At 37.2% G+C, this 22,517-nt stretch carries 17 protein-coding genes and 1 pseudogene; 11 read left to right on the top strand and 7 right to left on the bottom strand.

The annotated features are described in order from the left end of the window. Positions 1-96 precede the first annotated feature (96 nt). On the bottom strand, positions 97-1,800 hold the full coding sequence (gene cimA, locus FJR05_RS16095) for a citramalate synthase (RefSeq protein ID WP_168645033.1): 1,704 nt from the start codon (positions 1,798-1,800) through the stop codon (positions 97-99). 334 nt (positions 1,801-2,134) lie between these two features. On the opposite strand from cimA, the pseudogene FJR05_RS16090 reads away from it, so the two are divergent. The 3 genes and pseudogenes from FJR05_RS16090 to thiO form a co-directional block, all read left to right on the top strand. After that, positions 2,135-2,379 (top strand): annotated as a pseudogene (locus tag FJR05_RS16090) (hypothetical protein); the annotation flags it as partial. After that, entirely contained in the window at positions 2,372-2,803 is a 432-nt protein-coding gene (locus FJR05_RS16085; protein WP_168645032.1) for a hypothetical protein, read from the top strand. The pseudogene FJR05_RS16090 and the gene FJR05_RS16085, both read left to right, overlap by 8 nt. A gap of 150 nt (positions 2,804-2,953) precedes the next feature. Further along, positions 2,954-4,972 carry a glycine oxidase ThiO gene (gene thiO / locus FJR05_RS27675; RefSeq protein WP_168645031.1) on the top strand — a complete coding sequence of 673 codons (2,019 nt, stop codon included), beginning with the start codon at positions 2,954-2,956 and terminating at the stop codon, positions 4,970-4,972. On the opposite strand, the gene FJR05_RS16075 is transcribed toward thiO, so the two are convergent. Both FJR05_RS16075 and FJR05_RS16070 read right to left on the bottom strand, forming a co-directional pair. Continuing rightward, entirely contained in the window at positions 4,962-5,492 is a 531-nt protein-coding gene (locus tag FJR05_RS16075; protein WP_174783731.1) for a hypothetical protein, read from the bottom strand. The genes thiO and FJR05_RS16075 overlap by 11 nt on opposite strands. 3 nt (positions 5,493-5,495) lie before the next feature. Further along, positions 5,496-6,800, bottom strand: a complete 1,305-nt coding sequence (locus FJR05_RS16070; protein WP_168645030.1) for an AAA family ATPase — start codon at positions 6,798-6,800, stop codon at positions 5,496-5,498. Positions 6,801-7,169: 369 nt separating this feature from the next. Between FJR05_RS16070 and psb34 the strand changes: the two genes are divergently transcribed. The 3 genes from psb34 to FJR05_RS16055 all read left to right on the top strand — a co-directional run bounded on the left by psb34 (position 7,170) and on the right by FJR05_RS16055 (position 11,617). Next, complete coding sequence (psb34, locus tag FJR05_RS16065; RefSeq protein WP_168645029.1) at positions 7,170-7,349, top strand: photosystem II assembly protein Psb34; 180 nt, start codon at positions 7,170-7,172, stop codon at positions 7,347-7,349. A 218-nt stretch (positions 7,350-7,567) separates the two neighbouring features. After that, on the top strand, positions 7,568-9,730 hold the full coding sequence (locus tag FJR05_RS16060; RefSeq protein ID WP_168645028.1) for a tetratricopeptide repeat protein: 2,163 nt from the start codon (positions 7,568-7,570) through the stop codon (positions 9,728-9,730). 30 nt (positions 9,731-9,760) lie between these two features. Then, a complete protein-coding gene (locus tag FJR05_RS16055) occupies positions 9,761-11,617 on the top strand; it encodes an ABC transporter ATP-binding protein (protein WP_168645027.1) in 1,857 nt (618 codons plus the stop codon). A 44-nt stretch (positions 11,618-11,661) separates the two neighbouring features. Here FJR05_RS16055 and miaA read toward each other — a convergent pair whose 3' ends face one another. After that, positions 11,662-12,552, bottom strand: a complete 891-nt coding sequence (gene miaA, locus FJR05_RS16050) for a tRNA (adenosine(37)-N6)-dimethylallyltransferase MiaA (RefSeq protein WP_168645026.1) — start codon at positions 12,550-12,552, stop codon at positions 11,662-11,664. 180 nt (positions 12,553-12,732) lie between these two features. On the opposite strand from miaA, the gene gyrB reads away from it, so the two are divergent. Next, positions 12,733-14,670, top strand: coding sequence for a DNA topoisomerase (ATP-hydrolyzing) subunit B (gene gyrB / locus FJR05_RS16045; protein WP_168645025.1), 1,938 nt, complete (start codon positions 12,733-12,735; stop codon positions 14,668-14,670). Positions 14,671-15,853: 1,183 nt separating this feature from the next. Continuing rightward, entirely contained in the window at positions 15,854-17,026 is a 1,173-nt protein-coding gene (gene rpoD / locus FJR05_RS16040; RefSeq protein WP_168645024.1) for an RNA polymerase sigma factor RpoD, read from the top strand. Between the two features lie 53 nt (positions 17,027-17,079). Here the strand turns inward: rpoD and FJR05_RS16035 are convergent, their stop codons facing one another. The 3 genes from FJR05_RS16035 to larE form a co-directional block, all read right to left on the bottom strand. Further along, positions 17,080-17,313, bottom strand: a complete 234-nt coding sequence (locus FJR05_RS16035; RefSeq protein ID WP_148764456.1) for a hypothetical protein — start codon at positions 17,311-17,313, stop codon at positions 17,080-17,082. A 233-nt stretch (positions 17,314-17,546) separates the two neighbouring features. Then, positions 17,547-18,212 carry a hypothetical protein gene (locus tag FJR05_RS16030; RefSeq protein WP_168645023.1) on the bottom strand — a complete coding sequence of 222 codons (666 nt, stop codon included), beginning with the start codon at positions 18,210-18,212 and terminating at the stop codon, positions 17,547-17,549. A gap of 54 nt (positions 18,213-18,266) precedes the next feature. Further along, positions 18,267-19,091 carry an ATP-dependent sacrificial sulfur transferase LarE gene (larE, locus tag FJR05_RS16025; RefSeq protein WP_168645022.1) on the bottom strand — a complete coding sequence of 275 codons (825 nt, stop codon included), beginning with the start codon at positions 19,089-19,091 and terminating at the stop codon, positions 18,267-18,269. 201 nt (positions 19,092-19,292) lie between these two features. On the opposite strand from larE, the gene FJR05_RS16020 reads away from it, so the two are divergent. The 3 genes from FJR05_RS16020 to FJR05_RS16010 form a co-directional block, all read left to right on the top strand. Further along, positions 19,293-20,555 carry an AAA family ATPase gene (locus FJR05_RS16020; protein WP_168645021.1) on the top strand — a complete coding sequence of 421 codons (1,263 nt, stop codon included), beginning with the start codon at positions 19,293-19,295 and terminating at the stop codon, positions 20,553-20,555. Further along, positions 20,552-21,208 carry a retron system putative HNH endonuclease gene (locus FJR05_RS16015; protein WP_168645020.1) on the top strand — a complete coding sequence of 219 codons (657 nt, stop codon included), beginning with the start codon at positions 20,552-20,554 and terminating at the stop codon, positions 21,206-21,208. Before FJR05_RS16020 ends, FJR05_RS16015 begins: the two co-directional genes overlap by 4 nt. Positions 21,209-21,303: 95 nt before the next feature. Further along, positions 21,304-22,517: alpha/beta hydrolase (locus FJR05_RS16010; protein WP_168645019.1), on the top strand; the 1,214-nt coding region annotated here is incomplete at its 3' end.

Below are 22,517 nucleotides of genomic sequence, written 5' to 3'. Positions count from 1 at the left end.
TCGCGCAAAAGACAGTAAACCAATACTTGTCGGTTAAGGAATGGTGACATTAATTAGGTAGAGACATTAGATATCCCTACCAAAATTTATCACCTCCTAAACTTTCAACGCCTTTTCAGCTTGGAAATGCAGCAATAATCCATATTCCAAACCCTCAACCACAGCTTGGTAAGAAGCCTCCAAAATATTACTAGAAACTCCTACAGTCGTCCACCGTTGTTGACCATTACCCGATTCTACTAAAGCGCGAGTTTTCGCAGATGTTCCTGTATTTCCGTTGAGAATCCTCACCTTATAATCAGTCAACTCAAAATCGGCAATTTGGGGATAAAAATTCACCAAAGCCTTCCGCAAAGCCGCATCTAAAGCCGCTACTGGACCATTACCTTCTGCGGCTTCCAGAATATTTTTACCATTAACAGCTACCTTCACAGTCGCTAAAGAATTAGTAGATTCTTTCACCTCTACCAAATCACAATGGACTTGAAATCCTTGAACTTCAAAAAACTGTTGACGACAGGATAAAGCCTCATACATCAAAAGAATAAAACTAGCTTCTGCGGCTTCAAATTGATAGCCTTCACTCTCCAATTCCTTCATACGTTGAAGAATTTGTCTAGCTTGGGGATGATCCTTATCTAATTCAATCCCACAGGTTTTAGCTTTCGCTAAGACATTACTTAAGCCAGACTGTTCAGAAATAACAATCCGGCGTTGATTTCCGACCAATTCTGGTTGAATATGTTCATAGGTTAAAGGATTACGTTCCACCGCAGAGACGTGAATCCCACCTTTGTGAGCAAAAGCCGAACGTCCCACAAAAGGTGCGTGTTCGTCAGGTGCGAGATTAACAACTTCGCTCACAAACCGACTAGCTTCTGTAAGTTGATTTAGCTGGTGTTCACCGATACAACTATAACCCAATTTTAGTTGTAAATTGGGAATCACAGAACACAGATTTGCATTACCGCAACGTTCCCCATAACCGTTAATTGTTCCTTGCACCATCTTAGCTCCAGCCATAACTGCTGCTAAGGCATTAGCAACCGCCATTTCTGAATCATTATGAGTGTGAATGCCAATTTGAGGAATGGGTAATTGGTGATTGGTGATTGGTGATTGGGTAAGAGTTTTTTCCTCATTCCCAGTCCCCAGCGATGCACTGAGCTTGCCGAAGTGTCCCCAGTCCCCAGTCCCCTTGACAACATCTTCCACAATTTGCGAAACTTCATGAGGTAAAGTCCCCCCATTGGTATCACATAAAACTAACCATTCTGCACCTGCTGTGACTGCTGCTGTGAGTGTCTGGAGAGCATAATCAGGATTTTGCTTATAACCATCAAACCAGTGTTCAGCATCGTAAATTACCCGTCGTCCTTGAGAACGCAGATACTCGATGGTGTCACCAATCATGGCTAGATTTTCCTCTAGGCTGGTCTTGAGTCCGGCTGTAACGTGCAAATCCCAGGATTTACCGAAAATTGTCACCCAGCGCGTTCTTGCTGCCAAAATCGCTTGCAGCATGGGTTCATCTCCGGCTTTGGTATGAGGACGACGGGTGGAACAAAAGGGGACAACTTCTGCTTGTTTGAGGGGATTTTTTTGAAGTTGCCAGAAAAATTGGACATCTTTAGGATTTGCTCCCGGCCAACCACCTTCAATGAAAGGAATACCTAATTCATCAAGTTTGTGAGCAATGCGTAACTTATCTTCTATGGACACTGATAGTCCTTCACGTTGAGTCCCGTCGCGGAGAGTAGTGTCATAGATCCAAAGTTGATTTGAGGGAGTTTTGGTCATAAAAATTTGGTGAACCTTTGTTCAACACTTACACCTGAGAGACAACTTTGCGGCGATGTTCCAACATACGACAAGACGCTATTTCGGTAATTTCAATATACCGATAAAAAAATGCTAATAATGGCTAACATTTTTCCTGTTTCCCTCTAAAAGTGTTGGCAGTATCAATCCATAAGCTAACACGGTCTACCTGACTACTATATGTATCGTAGAAGCTGCGAAAACTTCTATAGGGTGAGGTTTGAAAGACCATTGTTAATAGCTCTATTCTAGGCTGTTTTAATGCAAAAGACAACCTAAGGGAATACTACCCAAAATTCTGTTAAATCTGAGTAGAGGTATTGGCACTTGTGGTACTTATGCGGTTAAGGTAGAAGGTGAGTGGCCACAGTAAATTGGCGTAAGTGAACACGGCGGCGTTCCCTTTTTGCTAATTTTCCTGCAAGTTGCTTGGGTTTAGCTTGTCAAACTCAGGTTTTAGGTGATGTCAAAGTAACCAAATTTCATGGGTTTTGGGATCAAGGTTCTCAATTAGTTTGGACACCAGAAGGTTTACAAGGAGAGAAACAAGATGGGTAGATGGACACCCTTGATTTTAATGGCTGGCGGCGTAGCAATTTTGCTAGGTACGTTACTGGGAATTAATTTTCCTATGGGCGGACAACAAACTGCTAATGTTCCTCAAGGACGGAGAGCATCTAGTGTTCTCCCGGCTAATATTAATGTTAATAGTGCTGCCAATGGGAATGATTCGGAAAATATTAGTGGTAATGAGTCAGAAACTGCAAGCGGAAGCAATTCTGCCAGTGAAAGCCGCCGTACGAGTGTAGCTCAAAGTAATGCTTCTACGGAAACTACTAACAATTCTTCTAATATTAGTCAAGAAACGAGTGGTAGTAATGACAGTTCCAGTTCTACTAATGAAACTTCTACTACAGAGATTAACTCAAGTGCTAGTGGTAATGAAGGTCAAAAGAAAGAACCAATTCGGGCTTTGTGGTAATTAGGGAAAAATTAAGTCAAAGGTCAAAGGTTAAACTTAAAGAACTAATGACCAATGACCAATTTTCGCCTCCTTGTGAGCCATTTATGAGTTATTAGTTATTTACTGAGGACTAATGATTGGGCGCAGGCCCTGCGCCCCTACTGACTAATGACTAATGATGTTTTAATTATTGGTGGTGGTATTATCGGGTTGGCTTGTGGTGTTGAACTGAGATTGCGGGGTGCAAATGTAACTGTGCTTTGCCGTGATTTTACTGCCGCAGCCAGCCATGCCGCAGCGGGAATGTTAGCTCCTGATGCGGAAAATATTCCTAATGAGGCGATGTTGGCTTTATGTAGGCGATCGCGTAATTTATATTTAGACTGGACGGAAAAATTAGAAAAATTAACTAGTTTAAATACGGGTTATTGGCCTAGCGGTATTCTCGCACCAGTTTGTCAACAAGCAGGGGGGCAGAGGGGTAGAGGAGAATATTTTTCTTCCCATTCCCAGTCCCCAATCCCCAATCCCCAGTCCCCAATCCCCAGTCCCCAGTCCCCAGCTTACTGGTTAGACCAAGATGCTATTAACCAATATCAACCAGGTTTGGGTGCAGATGTGGTGGGTGGCTGGTGGTATCCTGAAGATGGGCAAGTTGATAACAGGGCATTAATTAAGGTTCTGCGAACTGCGGCTGACTCTTTGGGTATTGTCTTCAAAGATGGAATTACAGTAGAAGCGATTCCTCAACAACAGGGAAAAGTTATTGGTGTACAAACTAATACTGGTTTATTCCGCGCTGACCATTATCTTGTCGCTGCTGGTGCTTGGGCAAATCAATTATTACCTTTACCAGTGCGTCCCCGCAAAGGACAAATGCTGAGTTTGCGAGTCCCAGATTTTCTGAATGAATTACCTTTAACTAGGGTGTTATTTGGTGAAAATATTTACATTGTTCCTCGAAAGAATCGCTCTATCATTATTGGTGCAACTAGCGAGGATGTAGGTTTTACTGCGGATAATACCCCTGGGGGGATTCAAAATTTATTACAATCAGCTATTCGCCTATATCCGCAATTAGAAAATTATCCTATTCAGGAACTTTGGTGGGGATTTCGTCCCGCTACCCCCGATGAATTACCTATTTTGGGTCATAGTGATTGTGATAATTTAACTTTTGCGACTGGTCATTATCGCAATGGGATTTTACTTGCACCAATTACAGCCACATTAATTGCTGATTTGATTTGCGAACAAAAAGCAGATCCTCTTTTAGCTAATTTTCATTATTCTCGCTTTTCTGCTGTGTCATCTACTACTACACCAATGTTAATTCACGCGACTCCTACCACTAACGAACACCGTCACCCGGAAATATCAGATTTAATTATTCCCGATTCACCATTAATTATTGCGGGAAAAAGCTTTAAATCTCGGTTAATGACGGGAACAGGTAAATATCGCAATATCCAGGAAATGCAGCAAAGTGTCACTGCGAGTGGTTGTCAAATTGTCACGGTAGCTGTACGACGGGTACAAACCAATGCACCAGGACATGAAGGTTTAGCAGAAGCCTTGGATTGGAGTAAAATCTGGATGTTACCTAATACTGCCGGCTGTCAAACCGCAGAAGAAGCGGTGCGGGTGGCACGATTGGGACGAGAAATGGCCAAGTTATTGGGACAGGAAGATAATAATTTTGTTAAGTTAGAAGTGATACCAGATGCCAAGTATTTGCTACCTGATCCGATTGGAACTTTGCAAGCTGCGGAACAGTTGGTAAAAGAAGGTTTTGCTGTATTGCCTTATATTAATGCTGATCCGATGTTAGCCAAGCGGTTAGAAGAAGTGGGTTGTGCCACAGTCATGCCTTTAGCGGCCCCGATTGGTTCGGGACAAGGACTAAAAACTACCGCCAATATTCAGATTATTATTGAAAATGCCAATATTCCGGTAGTGGTAGATGCTGGCATTGGTGCGCCCTCTGAGGCTGCTGAGGCGATGGAATTAGGGGCAGATGCGTTATTAATTAATAGTGCGATCGCTCTGGCTGAGAATGCCCCAGCAATGGCTTATGCGATGAATCTAGCCACAGTAGCCGGTCGCATGGCTTATTTAGCTGGTAGAATGCCAATGAAGAATTACGCTAGTGCTAGTTCACCTTTGACGGGGACTATTACTGCTTAGTTTTGTTTTGTTCAGATCCCCGACTTGTTTGAGAAGTTGAGGGATCTGATTGTTTGCTATTTACATACGTTTCTGTTAAAATCTGACTTTTATATTTGATCAGATCACCAGAATCTTTACCATTTTGTTGTTTAAGACGTTTTTTGAGCTTAATTTCTATAGAACTATTAATATCAGGGCTTGGTGTTCTGTTTAATACAATACGTGCATAAATTTTGAATTCTTTTATGTCATTCATCAGTTTATTTATAGATGAATCTATTTGTGCAATTGCTTTTTGTAAATCATGTCCTTTTAATTCTACAAAAAATGCTGATTTATCTTCACATGATAAAATTAGATAATCACATCTTTCACCATCTTTAATTAAACAACCATCTACTTTAATTTTACAAATCTCTTTACCGTTTTCGTTGGTGACTCTATATTCTTGTTTATTTCCTGAATCTTTGACAACTATAGTTTTTCTGGTATCACAAAATTCCTTACATTCACTTTCTCGAAAAAAATCGTTACACATACTTTAGTCATCCAGATTGAATAGATAATTAAACCTGTCATTAATTATACTGGATGCGCTATCTATTTTTTCAGCTTGGATTAATTTCAGTTCTTCATCAATAATGGATTCATAGCCATTTTCTGATATAAAATAAGCTGAAATGCGATTTGGATCAATCCAACTTTTACTATTAACAATACTTTTTACTGCTTCTCTTTCATCACCAACTTTATTTGTACCCACTTGGTGAGCATATAAAAGATTATTAAACGATGATAAAATATAAGGACTATGAGTAGTAATGATTATTTGATTGTTATAAACATTTGCTAATAATCCAATCAGTTCTACAATATCACTTTGGGTTTCTGGATAAAGGTGTGCTTCCGGTTCTTCAAAAACCATAAATACACTCGTTCCATCTAAAATATATCTAAATATCAGCAATAAAATCCAAACAGATTCTTGTTGTCCTGAAGAAGCATATTGTAGTTTCACATATTGGTTATTTTTAAAATAAATTCTTTCTTTATCAATATCAGCATTAAATCTATATTTACCTTTGAGGATTTTTTTTAATAGTCTTGATAAGTCATCACCTAGATTTAAAGCAACATCTTTATTTTGAATGAGAGTATTTAAGTCATCAGTAAAGTAAGTTTTTAATAAATTAATTCTTTCTACAAAAGATTTGGTAAAATAGTCTAATGTATCTGGATTTTTGATTTCTTGAAGTTGATCTGTTAATGTAGACATCAAACTTCTACCCGCAGGAATAAATACAGATGAGTGTGTTTCTTCAAAGATTTTATCAATACGTAATTTAAAATAATTAAACTGTAATCTTTTGTTTGATTCTAATTCTCGTAATTCTTCTAATGACTTAAATGGATTATGTTGTTCTTGAGAAATAATCTTGTAATTTAAAATTTCTTTAATTAGCAAGTTTAATTCATTTTCTAAGTTAAAACTGAATTTTACATCTAGATTATCTTCGGACTTATAAATTGTTATTTGTTTTTTAATTGAATATTGATACGTAATTCTAAATTCTGCATAATCTGGTTTTAGTCCAAAATATTGGGCAAAATTGAATTTTATAACCATTAATAAGTCATTATATCTATGATCATTTGGCAAAAAATATGCTAGATTATCGGCATATATATAATTAAGAATTTCATCTTTAATAGACTTAAATATAAAAATTGTCTTACTAATTGTACTTTTACCACTTGCTTGTGGTCCAATTAACAGCATAACATCGGTAACATCAGCCTCAAATTTTTTCACTGGGCCAAAATTTTCTATAGAGATTCTTTGCATAATTTTGATGTTTTGATTGAGATTCAAAAATATAAATAACTATTGACAGTGTAACAAAAATTTTATGAAAAATAGTCATGTAACTGAACTTTGAACTTTGCACTCAATTAGGAATGAATTCTATTCCTAAATTTAGCAGTCAGGTAAAACAGAATTGCACAAAATAAAACATGAGTTGTCTATTTTGTCAAGATACCGCAGATTGCAGATTAATGAAGTACAGGATCTAAATTCAAAGCCAGACAGCAAGCCAGTTTTACTCGGTAACTCCTGAATTCTTGAGATTCATGTAATTATTTGTTTATTTTTATGAGAGTGCTGTAAAATCTGTTTAACATTAAGTAAAGAAAAATAATAAGGAATCACTTCATGCCTTACACAAACGAAGAGGGTGGTCTTCTCAATAACTTTGCTAAAGAACCCAAGGTTTATCAAGCTGAACCTCCAACTAACTCTCAGAAGCGTACTTACATTATTCTAGGAGTTGCAGCAGCGTTTTTAGTTGGTGTAGTAATTTTTGTGGCCTTCTCTGTTTCCAATGGTAGTTAATTGGCAAACTATCCTTTAAATGACAGCTTTTTCTGATTTCAGGTTCTTATTTTGATCAAGAGCCTGATTTTTTGCTAGAATGGCGAAATACAAATATAATTATAGTCTTTTTTTGATATTCTAGCCCGTAAAACTTGATTCATCCTGAAAAAGAAAACATCTCCGTGAAAATCCAAATTATGAGATGTGACATTAATATTTAATTTATTTCAGTCGGGATGTATACAGAAACAAGGGCTAAAACCCAACTAAATACAAGCGTGAATGAAACTGTCCACACAGAGAACATTGGTTTGAATCGGCAAGTATATCAACGCCTAAAACTTGCTCTGAGTCTGGGTTTACGTAGACAAATTTTATTTGCTATATGTGATGATTTACATTTAAGAAACCGAATAGCAGCACGTTTACACTCAACCCTTGCTTATCCGGTGGGCAAAGTTCTATATCAACGAGCCAATGTGGGAGATTTTAGTACACCAGCCTATCCACGATTGGTGACAATACGCTTAAATTTAAGCGATCCTAATCCCATTGCACAAATTAACCAATGGTTAGCTAATTATCCACCTCCACTGGTTGGAGGTTCAACAGAGAATCCTGGTCGTCCTTTACCAATTCCAGGATTTCAGATTGTGGGGGTGGAAATGCTGACTAAAGAACCAGTCGCAGTTCAACGGTTGTTTTTGAATTATCTCCGTTTAAGTGAACAACATTTATCTGGTGATGAATCTAGCCGTTTTTTAGAATCTAGTTTGTTATTTTGGGTTTCTCGTCCTTGGTTGTCTGCAATTCAGCAATCAGCACCCAAATTTTGGCATTGTCGCACCGGTGTATTTGTATTTGAGGGAGAACCGACACCAACTATAGATAATAGGGGTTATTCAGAAGTTGTGGCTGACTCCCGTAGTTTAGAACGAGAAAATTTAGATCATTTAATTGTGAATGAGGAAAAAATTTCTCCAGATATAAAATTCACAAATAATCCTGATTTACCTTTAAAAACAACTACAGATTTAATCACAGAAATACCAGAAAAATCTCCTGTTATATCTCCTCAAATTACCAAGAATCAGAGTGAAGTTACCTTATCTCATATTAATCAAGAGTTACAAGGATTAATTAAGGCAACAATAAATGCTGATGATAGTGAGCAAATTCAACAAATACTTGGGGAGGTTGAACAGTTACATATTCAAAAGGCTAGGGGAGAAGATTTAGGAATAGCTTATCAGAATCTTGGTAATTTCTATCGGTTGCAGATTGAGCAAGGACAAGCAACTGTGGAAAATTTAATGATAGCAATTCTGGCTTATCAAGAGGCTGTTAGTTATGATGAAAGTTCTCCACAACTTCCAGATATTTTGAATGATTTGGGGACTCTTTACTGGATGTTGCACCGGATTCCTGATAATTCTGAAGAAGCCAAGATTTATATTCAGCAAGGGATAGATTTTTATAAGTTAGCGCTCAAGTTAATTACAGGTGATACGCAGCCGGAAACCTATGCTCGTATTCAAAATAACCTGGGTACTGCCTATGGTGATTTGGCTAGGTTTGCTGACGCGGTGGAAAACTGGAATTTGGCGGTTGTGGCTTATGATGAGGCTTTGCGCTACCGACAGGAGGATATAGAACCTTTAAAATATGCTGCTTGTCAAAATAATTTAGGTACAGCTTACTGGCATCTAGGACAGTATAATCAACCTGTGGAACATTTGACAAGGGCGATCGCTGCTTATAAATTAGCAGTTGTTCACTATCAACCGACAGATGAACCCCTAAAATATGGCATGATTCAAAATAATATTGGTACTGCTTATTGGAATCTTTCCCAGTATGCACAACCAGTAGAAAATCTCCAGTTAGCAATTCAGGTTTATAATGAAGCGCTAAAATATCGGACATCTGTTGATGTTCCCCAAGCCTATGCTGCTACTCAAAATAATCTGGGTATCGCTTACTGGCATTTAGCAAATCAGCCGCAAACAACTAAGGAAGATCAACAAAAACTTATAAAATTATGTATTCATGCCTATGAAGAAGCTGTAAATATGGCTCACTCATTTAGTAGTCTACCTTTAAATTTTGATTTATATGTGACACACAATAATTTAGCATTGGCTCATCATGATTTAGTGACAAATTTATCTTTTAATGGTGACAAAAAAACCCTATCTCAACATTTACAATCTGCTTTAGAAAATCATCTACACGCACTGAGTGGATTTGAAAGAAAAACAGAAAACTATCACATAACAATCGGTTATATTGTTAATACAATTCGGACTTTTCACAATGAGTTAGGAATTCAAGGACAAAATTTAGCTTTGTCTAAACTTCCAGGACAATTGCTACCAGATGTTTTGCCGAAGTTATAAATTGGTAATTGGTAATTGGTAATTGGTGTTATGAAAGAAATAGTTTTAGGGGTTCGCAATCTACAAGTTGAATTTATCAGTGATAGCAGTAAAGTAAAAGCTATTGATGATATTAGTTTTCAGCTACATCAGGGTGAAACTTTAGGAATCGTGGGAGAGTCGGGAAGTGGAAAGTCGGTTACGGCTTTAGCAATTATGGGTTTGTTGCAATATCCGGGAAAAGTGAGTGGAGGGGAAATTTTCTTTTCTCGGACAAGTGGACAACCGTTAGATTTATTAACATTATCACCGGACGAAATGCAGCTTTATCGTGGTGGTGATATTGCGATGATTTTTCAAGAACCAATGAGTTCTTTAAATCCGGTTTATAGTATCGGGTTTCAGTTGCAAGAAGCTATTATGCGCCATCAAAATGTGAATGCAATTGAAGCCAAAAGAATTGCGATCGCCGGGTTGCAAGAAGTTAAACTTTTACCTAGTGATGAACAAATTGAGGAACAGTACCTTGATCATGATTTATCCGCATCAGGTAGTTTTAAATTAGCACAGTTGGTGAAAGAACACAAAGAAGCTATGCTGGAAAGATATCCACATCAGCTATCTGGAGGACAATTGCAACGGGTAATGATTGCAATGGCAATTTCTTGTAATCCATCTATATTAATTGCTGATGAACCAACTACAGCTTTAGATGTGACCGTGCAAGCAACAATTCTATCATTGTTATATGAACTGCAACAAAGCCGCAATATGGCAATGATTTTTATTAGCCATGATTTGGGTTTAATTTCGGAAATTACTGACCAAGTAGCAGTAATGTATAAAGGTAAAATTGTCGAATATGGTGCAGCAACACAAATTTTTAATAACCCCCAACATCCTTATACTAAAGGACTTGTAGCTTGTCGTCCTAGTCTGAATCGTCGTCCCCACAAACTACTGACTGTTTCTGACTACATGAATGTGACAGAAGATGAATTTGGAAAAGTGACAATTCAGACTAAAGAACCTGCACAACCAGCGGAAATTACTGGGGAAGAGATGAACGCCAGATTAGCAAATATTCGTTCACAACTACCGCTGTTGACCGTTAGTAACTTGGAAGTCGGTTTTCCAGTCCGGGGAGTATTTGGTAGCACAAAACGTTACCATAAGGCTGTAAATGGGGTTTCCTTTGATGTTTTTCCGGGGGAAACTTTGGGATTGGTGGGAGAATCTGGTTGCGGTAAAACCACTTTAGGTAGAACACTGTTGCGATTAGTCGAACCGATGAGCGGTAAAATATTATTTAATGGACAGGATATTACGCACTTACGTGGGAAAACTTTGCAGCATTTACGACGAGAAATGCAGATTATTTTCCAAAATCCTTTTAGTTCCCTCAATCCCCGGATCAAAATTGGGGAAGCAATTGTAGAACCTCTGTTGATTCATGGGGTAGGGAAGTCGAAACAACAGCGACAAACGAGGGTAGTAGAATTGTTGGAACGGGTGGGTTTAAGTGCAGATGATATGAAAAAATATCCTCATCAATTTTCTGGTGGTCAACGTCAACGAGTTTGTATTGCTCGCGCTTTGGCTTTAAATCCTAAGTTTATTATTTGTGATGAGTCAGTTTCAGCTTTAGACGTATCTGTGCAAGCGCAAGTTTTAAATTTATTGAAAGAATTACAAGCGGATTTTCAACTAACTTACATTTTTATTTCCCATGATTTAAGTGTAGTCAAATTTTTGAGCGATCGCATTTTGGTGATGAATCAGGGGAAAATAGTTGAATCTGGTACATCTGAAAGTATTTATCTCCACCCCAAAGAAGAATACACCCAAAAATTAATCGCTGCAATTCCTACAGGTAGTCCAGAAAGGGTAAGAAATCGGCATCATTAAAAAATTCTACTCAGAGTTCTGGTTAATTGATTTTAAAAAATCTATCAGAAAAATTGATTAATTCTTTGCCAAACACTTTCTAATAAATCAGGATTATCCATATTAACATATTCAAGATTAGGAGATTGTCTAAACCAAGTGCGTTGACGTTTGGCAAATTGTCTGGTATGTAAAACAATTAATTCTTTAGCTTCATCTAAAGCAAGTTCACCAGCTAAATATTGCTTAATTTCTTGATATCCCAAAGTATTTAATAAAGATAAATCATTACCATATTTTTGACAAAGATATTCAACTTCAGCGACTAAACCATCTGCTATCATTTGCTCAGTTCGCTGGCGAATTCTCACATCTAAATGTTCTGCATCAGAATCTAAACAAATTTGCAAAATTGGATAATCTGGTGGATTTTCTCCTTGTTGTTCAGAGATCGGCATACCAGTTGTATAATAAACTTCTAAAGCTCTCAAAGTTCGCACCAAATCGTTAGCGTGAATTTTTTGGGACGCAATAAGATCAACTTGTTGTAACATCTGGTAAAGTTGATATTGACCAAGAGATTCTAATTGTGATCGCAATTCTGGTTGTGGTGCAACTCTAGGAATCTTCATTCCTTGGACAATTGAACGAATATATAAACCAGTCCCACCCACTAACAACAGTGTTTCAACCCCCAAACTAGCAATTAAAGCTTGTGCTTGTTCCTGATAATCGGCTAATGTCATTACTTGAGTTGGTTCACAGATATCTATCAAATAATGGGGAACTGATTTTTGTTCAGCCAGATTTGGTTTAGCCGTCCCAATATCAAACTCCCGATATACTTGACGAGAATCCGCACTAAGAATTACAGAATTTAACCTTTGTGCTAAACTCAAAGCCAACCCAGATTTACCCGTCGCCGTCGCCCCACAAATTACAATTAATTTAGTCATTAGTCAAAATAAATATTCTTCCCAGTCCCCAGTCCCCAGTCCCTAGTCCCCAGTCCCCTATATAAATTTCTCATTAAATTGCGCTACAGACGGCAGGAAGGCATTTGTGATATACTATTGGGGTGATTTGACTTTTTTCGCCTTTTGGCGATATTAACCCCAAGCATCAGGAGAATTTTCATGACGAGCAGTTACAGCGCCGATCAGATTCAAGTTCTGGAAGGTCTGGAAGCCGTCCGCAAACGACCAGGGATGTACATCGGTACTACAGGTCCGCGAGGACTCCACCATTTAGTTTACGAGGTAGTGGACAACTCTGTTGATGAAGCTTTGGCGGGTCACTGTACCCATGTTGAAGTGGATATCAATGCTGATGGTTCTGTTACAGTAACAGATGATGGTCGGGGTATTCCCGTAGACATTCACCCCAAAACCGGAAAATCAGCTTTAGAAACAGTATTAACTGTTCTTCACGCTGGTGGTAAGTTTGGTGGTGGTGGCTACAAGGTTTCTGGTGGGTTACACGGGGTGGGGATTTCTGTTGTTAACGCCCTCTCTGAGTTTGTAGAAGTTACGGTTTGGCGAGATAAAAAGGTACATAAACAAAGATATGAACGGAGTTTCCCCGTTACAGAATTGGTAGCAACACCTTCCCCAGAAGATAAAACTGGGACTTCTATTACCTTTAAGCCAGATACACAAATTTTTACCACCAGCATAGAATTTGATTACATTACTTTATCAGGACGCTTGCGTGAGTTGGCATACCTGAATGCAGGTGTCAGAATTATTTTTACGGATCATCGTTTAGAAATCCTCAAAAGCGACACACCGAGAATAGAAACTTACGAGTACAAGGGTGGTATTAAGGAATATATCGCCTACATGAACCGTGAAAAGCAACCACTCCATGAAGAAATTATCTATGTCCAAGGGGAACGTAACAACGTCCAGGTAGAGGTTTCTTTACAGTGGTGTACTGATGCTTACACAGATAATGTTCTCGGTTTTGCTAATAATATTCGGACTATTGATGGTGGTACACACCTAGAAGGTTTAAAAGCAGTTTTAACTCGGACATTAAATGCGACGGCTCGCAAACGGAATAAAATTAAAGAAGGTGAATCTAATCTTAGTGGTGAACACGTCCGCGAAGGTTTAACGGCTGTAATTTCCGTGAAAGTCCCTGATCCTGAATTTGAAGGACAAACTAAAACCAAACTGGGAAATACGGAAGTTCGCGGGATTGTTGATTCTTTTGTCGGTGAAGTTCTCACGGAATATCTAGACTTTCATCCGGCGATCGCTGATGCTATTTTAGATAAAGCCATCCAAGCGTTTAAAGCTGCTGAAGCTGCCCGTCATGCACGGGAATTAGTCCGTCGCAAATCAGTATTAGAATCCTCTCCTTTACCCGGTAAATTAGCAGATTGTAGTTCCCGTGATCCTGCTGAATCGGAAATATACATCGTGGAAGGGGATTCCGCGGGGGGGAGTGCAAAACAAGGACGCGATCGCCGCACCCAAGCAATTCTCCCTTTACGTGGTAAGATCCTCAACATCGAAAAAACCGACGACTCCAAAATCTATAAAAATAACGAAATTCAATCGTTAATTACCGCACTTGGTTTAGGTGTCAAAGGTGAAGAATTCAACGCTACACAATTACGATATCATCACATAGTCTTGATGACTGATGCTGACGTAGATGGGGCGCACATCCGCACGTTGTTGTTGACTTTCTTCTATCGTTACCAAAGAGCATTGATTGAACAAGGCTTCATTTATATTGCTTGTCCTCCACTCTACAAAGTAGAACGGGGCAAAAATTACCAGTATTGTTATAGCGAACGGGAACTGCAACAGCATATTGCCACCCTACCGGCTAACGCTAACTATACCATTCAACGTTTTAAAGGTTTGGGGGAAATGATGCCGGAACAACTGTGGACAACCACCATGAACCCAGAAACTCGTACCCTCAAACGAGTAGAAATTGAAGACGCAGCCGAAGCTGATCGGATTTTTACCATTCTGATGGGCGATCGCGTCGCACCAAGACGGGAATTTATTGAAACCTATGGTTCTAAACTGAATATGACAGATTTAGATATTTAAGGTGATTGGTAATGGGTAATAGGTGATTGGTAATTGGTAATTACTCCTTTACCTCCCCCTGTTCCCTGTTTCCATAAATTTTTCCCTAAAAATCATAAATTTTCTCCACAAAGGGGGAAAGCATTTGCTATGCTTATAAAGCGCAACTAGATATTATCTACAAAGCAAAGCTTAGTAAGCATACACAAAACTTTTCATAACCAGATGACAGCCACCTTCTTAAAATCCGAAGTATTCATAATTACAATTGACATACGTTAACTTACCCAAATATATCATTGGGCAGTTTTATCAACAATATTATTCATCACCTGATTAAAATATCGTTGTATACCATAGGAACAGTTTGTCAACTTGCACAGGGTAGAAATCTCAACTCTGCGCTAATGTGTGAATAAGGCTAAATTGAGAGTAATCTGAATTCGTCTTTTACTTCGCTAAAAATATGCCATAACTTTAACTCCTTAGTTCAAGTTCTTGGTATAGCATATACAGGAGTTAGTGCCTGGAAACAAACACCAATCACTAGCTAATAGTGGATATGTCCAATTAGTTCAATCAGAACTAATATCTGTAAACAAATATCCGCCTTCGGATTAAGTTCAAGCAGAACATAAATACTATTTGTTCAGTTAGGAACAATTTGTATAAGTTTTATAAAGCAGTAAGTGTGCCTACCTTTTAATTTAATGAGAATGCCACTGCCCAACCAAAAAGTTTTCGACAAGATTTAATGGTATTACCGCCATTTTTAATGTCTTTTTGATAAAGGTGGCTTAATCTTAGTAAGTAAGTTCATAAATAATGCACGAAAAGAGTGTAATTTTTGTGAAATAGGCTACAATCGGAACAGTATTTACAGTTAAATCTACCAAATGTCATCCACTTGCGTCCGCATCAGGAAACTTTTTGAAAAAGATGGATCTAGAGTTTATAGGTTCAGTTAACCAAAAGTGATATGTAGGACAAGCGAGTATGGCAATTAAAAAAGCAGGCAACTCACTTTACAAAGTGATATTGGCCACTTTTACTAAAAAATCCTGCCTCAAACAGGAAAAAAATTACCGAAAATATCTGAGGGTAATCAGCCAAAACCCCATTTTCGGTCTAGAGATTACTTCACACTACAAGTAATCATAATGTCTTCAGTAACTGATTCTGCAAGGAGCATGAGGAACGCGGCATGAACCAGGCTAACAACGTACTCGATAATATTTATCAGCCTGACCTAGAAATGATAAATCCGCCTGAGATCGAACTACAGGCACTCTTAATCGAAGAAGAGGACCTATTGCTGACTGATGACGGCGAAATTGATGATTTTTTAGAGCCTCAGTCTGATGAGGACGACGCAAAGTCTGGAAAAGCCGCTAAATCGCGTCGTCGGACACCAACTGCCAAGAAAAAGCACTACACCGAAGATTCAATTCGGCTGTATTTGCAAGAAATTGGGCGGATTCGTTTGTTACGCGCAGACGAAGAAATTGAATTAGCGCGGAAAATTGCTGAATTACTGGAACTAGAACGGGCGCGGGAAAGGCTTTGTGAACGCCTAGAACGCGATCCTAGAGACAGCGAATGGGCAGCAGAAGTATCATTGCCATTACCAACCTTTCGTTATCGTCTGCACGTAGGACGCAGAGCGAAAGACAAGATGGTACAGTCGAACTTGAGACTTGTAGTTTCCATTGCCAAAAAATACATGAATCGGGGCTTGTCCTTCCAAGACTTGATTCAAGAGGGTAGTTTGGGTTTGATTCGTGCCGCTGAAAAGTTCGATCACGAAAAAGGCTATAAGTTTTCTACCTACGCTACATGGTGGATACGTCAAGCAATTACAAGAGCGATCGCTGATCAGTCCCGCACTATCCGTTTACCGGTTCATCTCTACGAAACCATTTCTCGGATTAAGAAAACCACCAAACTCCTCTCCCAAGAAATGGGACGCAAACCCACAGAAGAAGAAATTGCCACTCGCATGGAAATGACCATCGAGAAACTGCGGTTTATTGCCAAATCTGCCCAGTTGCCAATTTCCTTAGAAACACCTATCGGTAAAGAAGAAGATTCTCGTTTAGGTGATTTCATTGAATCTGATGGAGAAACACCAGAAGATCAAGTTTCTAAGAACTTGCTGCGGGAAGACCTAGAAAAAGTCCTCGACAGTCTCAGTCCCCGTGAAAGAGACGTTCTTAGACTTCGCTATGGTTTAGATGATGGGCGCATGAAAACCTTAGAAGAAATCGGCCAGATTTTCAACGTGACCCGCGAACGTATTCGCCAAATCGAAGCTAAAGCGCTCCGTAAATTACGCCATCCCAATCGGAATAGTGTATTGAAAGAGTATATTCGTTAATTGTTAGGGGTGGGTTTAAATCATTAATCTTTTAAACCTGCCCCCAACATTAATTACATCTTGCCTTTCTGCATAACTTCTTGAAGATGATGGCGAATTTCGTGAGCTTGTTCAATTTCTGATTGTCGTAATTTCTGGAAAAGTTCTACACAAGGTTGAGAATTAGCTTCTTTGGCATCTTTGATATAATTTTCATAAGCTTGAACTGCTACGGATTTAGTATGCAGCACACTAATAAAATCAAACTCTAAGTTACTAATGGGTTCTTGAGTTTTGGTTTTAGTCATTTTTCGCCTTTGCTAGTTATTTAACTAATTTCTAATTGTTCTCCTAGAGTTATTCATCTATCCAAAAGTAGAGACGTTTCACAGAGTTTTTGAAATATTGTTTGATATGATCGTGGTAGCATTTTGTTCTTGTGGCGGCTACCTTATTTTCTGAAATCATTGCCACATCTCATCTTTAACCGCCTTGTCATCCGTTAAGATTAAAGGCAGTTTTGTTAAAATGTCTTTGATTCTTAAATTTTAGTAATTTGAGGATCTAAAACAATGCGTGTACCAGTTATATCTACATGATAAGTCCAGGATTGATTTTTGACCCTAACAATTACTTCCCAACCTTTAATAGGATCAAATATTTGAGCGCAGACTTCACCAAAATTAAACACACAGGAATTGCTAAAAGTTTTCTGGGTTGACTGGGTAATTTTCAGAGAACTTATCGCTAAACCAGAACGTTTAGAAGCATCACTCAAAACCCCATTGGTAATTTTTTTGGGTAATTGATTATTGCTAATTTTCGGATCTAAAAGAATTTGTGAACCAGATTTATTGACATGATAAATCCAAGATTGTTCTTCCACTTGCACAATGACAATCCAACCGGGGATAGGATTATATTCCTTTGTACAAATTTCTCTAAATTGAAAAATACACGGGTTACTAAAATTAGTAGATGTAATTTGAGTAATTTTCAAATTAGAAATCTTCAACCCAGAAACTCTAGAAGCATTCCTTAGCACTCTTTGAGAAATGGACTGAGGTAAACTATTTTGTCTTAACTGTGACTGTTGGGGATTTTTAGCATTTGCAGATGTACTATTTTCAGTTACACTACAAGCCAGCAAGCTAGTAATCATGAAAATAAAGACAAAGACTTGGGGAAAATAGCGATTACGGTACATTTGTAAGAATACCTTGGTAATTGAGAATTGTTGGTTTATTTATACCTTGTTGTACTAGTTGGTGACAGCAATTTGCGGTAAAACCTGATTTAATTTACCACTACGATAACCTTCTAAATCCAAGGTGACATAGATAAATCCCCAGTTTTGAAATGCGGATACTAGGGTTGGTAAATCTGTAGTTGAGACAAAATCTTTAATTTTATCTGGTGATAATTCAATTCTGGCTGTATCACCTTCGGAACGAACCCGTAAATTTTGCCACCCCAGGTTTCGTAAATAAATTTCGGCTCTACCTACTCGCTGTAATTTGGCGATGGTAATTTCTTCTCCGTAGGGAAAGCGGGAACTTAAACAGGGTTGAGCGGGTTTATCCCACCAAGATAAACCTAATTGTTGGGAAATTTGCCGAACTTCGGCTTTAGTCACCCCAATTTCGGCTAAAGGCGATCGCGCACCTCTTTCTTTTGCGGCTTGAATTCCGGGACGATAATCATGTAAGTCGTCTGCATTTACACCATCTACTACATAAGGATAACCCAACTCTAAAGCCAAGGGTTTGAGGGTATCGTGTAATTCGCTTTTACAAAAATAACAACGGTTGACTGGATTAGATGTGTAATTGGGATTGTCCATTTCCTGTGTTTGGACAATTTTGTGAGATATTCCGATAGTTGCGGCTTGAATTTTCGCGTCTTCTAATTCTTCTGGTAATAGAGAAGGAGAAACGGCTGTTACAGCTAACGCGCGATCGCCTAACACATCATAAGCAATCTTCGCCACCAATGTACTGTCAACCCCCCCAGAATAGGCTATTAAAGCCTGCTCCATTTCTGTAAATAACTCTTTTAACTGCTCTAGTTTTTCTGTCCAACTCATCTTCCTAAAACCCCATAACGCCTAACCACTTCTATTTTAATCATTAGTCATTCTTAGATCACCAATATTTTCAAGAATTTATCACCTAATATGTCAACTACGGATTACAATATTCTTCATAATCTATTCTTTACTTGCTACTGAGTGAATTACAAAGATGAGATAAAATGTCATAAACTTCGCTAATTTTTATTGAAAACTATGAGAGTTAAACAGTTGAGAATGCAATCTTTTCGCGGAATTGGTGATTTAACAATAGATTTTGATGAAAAAGAACCAACAGTATTTATTGGTATTAATGGTGTAGGTAAATCAAGTATTCTTGATTGTTTAGCCATTCTATTATCGCGCTTTTCTAGTGCTATTCAACACTCAACAGCTTCAGGAAGGTTATTTACTGAAGAAGACATAAAAAATGATAAGAATGAAACTCATAATGAAATAATAACTGATTTTGAATCTCAAAAATTTACTTGGTCTTTGACTAAGGTGAAAAAAGGACGGATGAAAGATACAAGTACAAATTTGTCTGAAATAAACAAGATTGCTGAAAATATTAAACATAAATTATCCTCATCCTTATCTGAGGAATACAATCTTCCTGTTATTATTTATTATTCAACTAATCGTGCAGTTCTGGATATTCCCTTAAAAATCCGCAAACAACATTCATTTGAACAAATAGATACTTATGAAAATGCAGTCAGTGGTACAGGAAGTGAGTTTAGAATTTTCTTTGAATGGTTTAGAAAACAAGAAGATTTAGAAAATGAATTACGTCTAGAAAATAATCCTGATTATCGAGATAAACAATTAGAAGCAGTTAGACAAGCCATATCTTCATTAATTCCCAATTTTACTAAATTGCGTGTACGTCGTTCTCCTTTGAGAATGACATTACAAAAAGATGGTGAAGAATTAATAGTTAATCAATTATCAGATGGTGAGAAATGCTTGTTAGCAATGGTAGGAGATTTAGCGAGAAGATTAGCTATTGCTAACCCTGGTTTAGAAAATCCCCTTCATGGTTTTGGAGTGGTTTTAATTGATGAAATTGAACTGCATTTACATCCAAAATGGCAAAGAGAAATTATCCCAGCTTTAACTAGAACATTTCCTAATTGTCAGTTTATAGTTACTACTCATTCTCCTCAAGTAATTAGTCAAGTTCAACCTCAAGGAATTTATATTCTAGAAAAAACAGATACAGATATAATTGCTAAACGTCCTGAAAGTTCCTATGGTAGAGATAGTAATCAAATTTTAGAAGATTTAATGGATGTTCCTGAACGTCCGCAGGAAATAAAAGAAGAACTTTTACAATTATTTCGTTTAATTGATGCTGGAGATTTAGAAGGTGCTAAAGAATTAAGAGGAGAATTAGCTGAAAAAATTGGTGAAGATGAAGCACAGTTTGTAAAAGCAGATATTTTAATTAGGAGAAAAGGAAGTTTGCGTAAATGAAATATATTCAAAAAAGTGTAGAACCAAGTAGTTTATCTACATGGAAAATCAAGCAAGGTGATAAAATACCTACTTGGAAAAGTTTTGGAAGAAGTGGGGTTAAAGGTCAGCTTCTAGAAACTTTATTAAAAGAACAAGGTTATATTTGTTGTTATTGTGGTGTTGCTATAGATAAAGGAAATTGTCATATTGAACATTTTAAACCTCAAGGTATAGATGAAACTGTAAGATTTGATTATTTTAATCTTATAGTTTCCTGTCAAGGAGAAGATAATACTCAACCCCGTGTACCAGTGCATTGTGGACACAAGAAAGATAATTGGTATGATGAAAAGTTATTAGTTTCACCATTACTAGCAAATTGTGTAGATTTTTTTAAATATTCTGCTGCTGGTGAAATTTTACCTACAGAAGAAGCAACGAAAAAATCTGCCGCTGAAACAACTATAGAAAATCTATCCTTGAATATTTCTAAATTACAAAGAATGCGCCAAGCTGCGATTGATGCAGAATTAGAATTATTAGAGGATGATGATTTTAATGAAGAGGAAATTAAGAATATTATTAAGGATTATTTAGAATTGGATAATGATGGAAAATATAAACCATTTTGTGATACTATCGTTTATATTTTAGAAAGTTATTATTTATAATCATTTTCTAATCCATTGTATTAAGTTCTTTATACATATCTTACTGATTTATCATCATCAATTTATAATATTTTTGTTTCTACATTAATATAGCCATGCTTGTACTTTTTATTCACGGTGTTGCAGAATATAAGACTAAATTTGCTGAACCTCTGAAAACCTTAATTCAAACAGAGTTCTCCCAACGAGGGCAAAAATTACCTCATTTTCATTCTGGATTTTATGCAGATATTATAAATAATAAAGGTAAAATCTGGAATTTCATTCATGAGGACTTAGAAAAATTTAAAAAAGAAAATCCCTATATTAATACTGAAGATATCTTACGTGGTCAAGAATTAAGACAAGGTTTTATATCTGATTTTGTAGGTGATGCTTTTACTTATTTGAATCATGAAAAAGGAGCGAAAATCAGACAATCAATTACTCAACATTTAGAAGATTTTATTAAAAATCACTCACAGGAAAAAGACTTACATATAATTGCTCATTCAATGGGAACTGTAATTTTATGGGATATGTTGTTTTCAGATAAATTTGAAAATGGTGATGCAGCTTTGAAGTTTCGGTCATTAATTAATGAAAAGGTTCAGTTAAAAAGCATTACAACAATGGGTTCACCAGTCATTTTATTTAATATGCTTTTAGATATTCAAGCTGAACAAGTAAAACTAAGGTGTAAATCACAAGAATATCCTTTAAGGTGGCTAAATATTATTCATTCTTCAGATATGATTGCTTATCCAATTAGTTCTAGTTTGGAAATAAAACCAGATTCTAATCTTTCTGTCACAGATAAATTTATTGTTGATAATGCAAATAATTTAGAAGATTTTGTGCGTCAAATAGCGAAAACAGTAAGTGATATTACCGCTATTAATAAACTTCTTGATTTAGGTGCTATTGCTGCCGGTGCAGCAGACGCTCATATTGGTTATTGGAATTGTCCCCAAACGGCTAAAATGATTACAGATCATATTTTAGGTAATGGGGAAAAAATTATTAATTTGGTAATTAAAAGACTAGAAAAAGTTGCTGGTATGACTTCTTTTGGAATTCTAGGAAACCTAGAAAAAACTATTCCTGGAACAGAAGAATACTGTAATTTTGTAGATGGAAGTGGACATCTCAAGTTACGTGATAACTTTGCTCATGTTCCTCATATTTCTATTTATAATAACCAAGGTGAGTTTAAATTTGGAGGCTACGTTGGTCTTATTCATGCTGATGGTTTACGAGAAGAAATTAAATATATAAAACGGAAATATAGTAAGAAATTAAGGCTCTTGCGCCTCTTTTATGGAGAAAA

Origin of the sequence: Dolichospermum sp. UHCC 0259 (assembly GCF_009711935.1) — a bacterium.
In the GTDB taxonomy this organism is placed as follows: domain Bacteria; phylum Cyanobacteriota; class Cyanobacteriia; order Cyanobacteriales; family Nostocaceae; genus Dolichospermum.
The sequence above is the reverse complement of the archived record's forward strand: the minus strand, read 5'-3'. Positions and strand labels throughout refer to the sequence as shown.

Coding starts and splice junctions, on each gene's coding strand:
- FJR05_RS16060 (WP_168645028.1), top strand. CDS start 7,568: ATGTATACAGAAACAAGGGCTAAAACCCAACTAAATACAAGCGTGAAT.
- FJR05_RS16020 (WP_168645021.1), top strand. CDS start 19,293: ATGAGAGTTAAACAGTTGAGAATGCAATCTTTTCGCGGAATTGGTGAT.
- cimA (WP_168645033.1), bottom strand. CDS start 1,800: ATGACCAAAACTCCCTCAAATCAACTTTGGATCTATGACACTACTCTC.
- FJR05_RS16055 (WP_168645027.1), top strand. CDS start 9,761: ATGAAAGAAATAGTTTTAGGGGTTCGCAATCTACAAGTTGAATTTATC.
- rpoD (WP_168645024.1), top strand. CDS start 15,854: ATGAACCAGGCTAACAACGTACTCGATAATATTTATCAGCCTGACCTA.
- FJR05_RS16070 (WP_168645030.1), bottom strand. CDS start 6,800: ATGCAAAGAATCTCTATAGAAAATTTTGGCCCAGTGAAAAAATTTGAG.
- miaA (WP_168645026.1), bottom strand. CDS start 12,552: ATGACTAAATTAATTGTAATTTGTGGGGCGACGGCGACGGGTAAATCT.
- thiO (WP_168645031.1), top strand. CDS start 2,954: ATGACTAATGATGTTTTAATTATTGGTGGTGGTATTATCGGGTTGGCT.
- larE (WP_168645022.1), bottom strand. CDS start 19,091: ATGAGTTGGACAGAAAAACTAGAGCAGTTAAAAGAGTTATTTACAGAA.
- FJR05_RS16085 (WP_168645032.1), top strand. CDS start 2,372: ATGGGTAGATGGACACCCTTGATTTTAATGGCTGGCGGCGTAGCAATT.
- FJR05_RS16030 (WP_168645023.1), bottom strand. CDS start 18,212: ATGTACCGTAATCGCTATTTTCCCCAAGTCTTTGTCTTTATTTTCATG.
- FJR05_RS16075 (WP_174783731.1), bottom strand. CDS start 5,492: ATGTGTAACGATTTTTTTCGAGAAAGTGAATGTAAGGAATTTTGTGAT.
- gyrB (WP_168645025.1), top strand. CDS start 12,733: ATGACGAGCAGTTACAGCGCCGATCAGATTCAAGTTCTGGAAGGTCTG.
- FJR05_RS16035 (WP_148764456.1), bottom strand. CDS start 17,313: ATGACTAAAACCAAAACTCAAGAACCCATTAGTAACTTAGAGTTTGAT.
- psb34 (WP_168645029.1), top strand. CDS start 7,170: ATGCCTTACACAAACGAAGAGGGTGGTCTTCTCAATAACTTTGCTAAA.
- FJR05_RS16015 (WP_168645020.1), top strand. CDS start 20,552: ATGAAATATATTCAAAAAAGTGTAGAACCAAGTAGTTTATCTACATGG.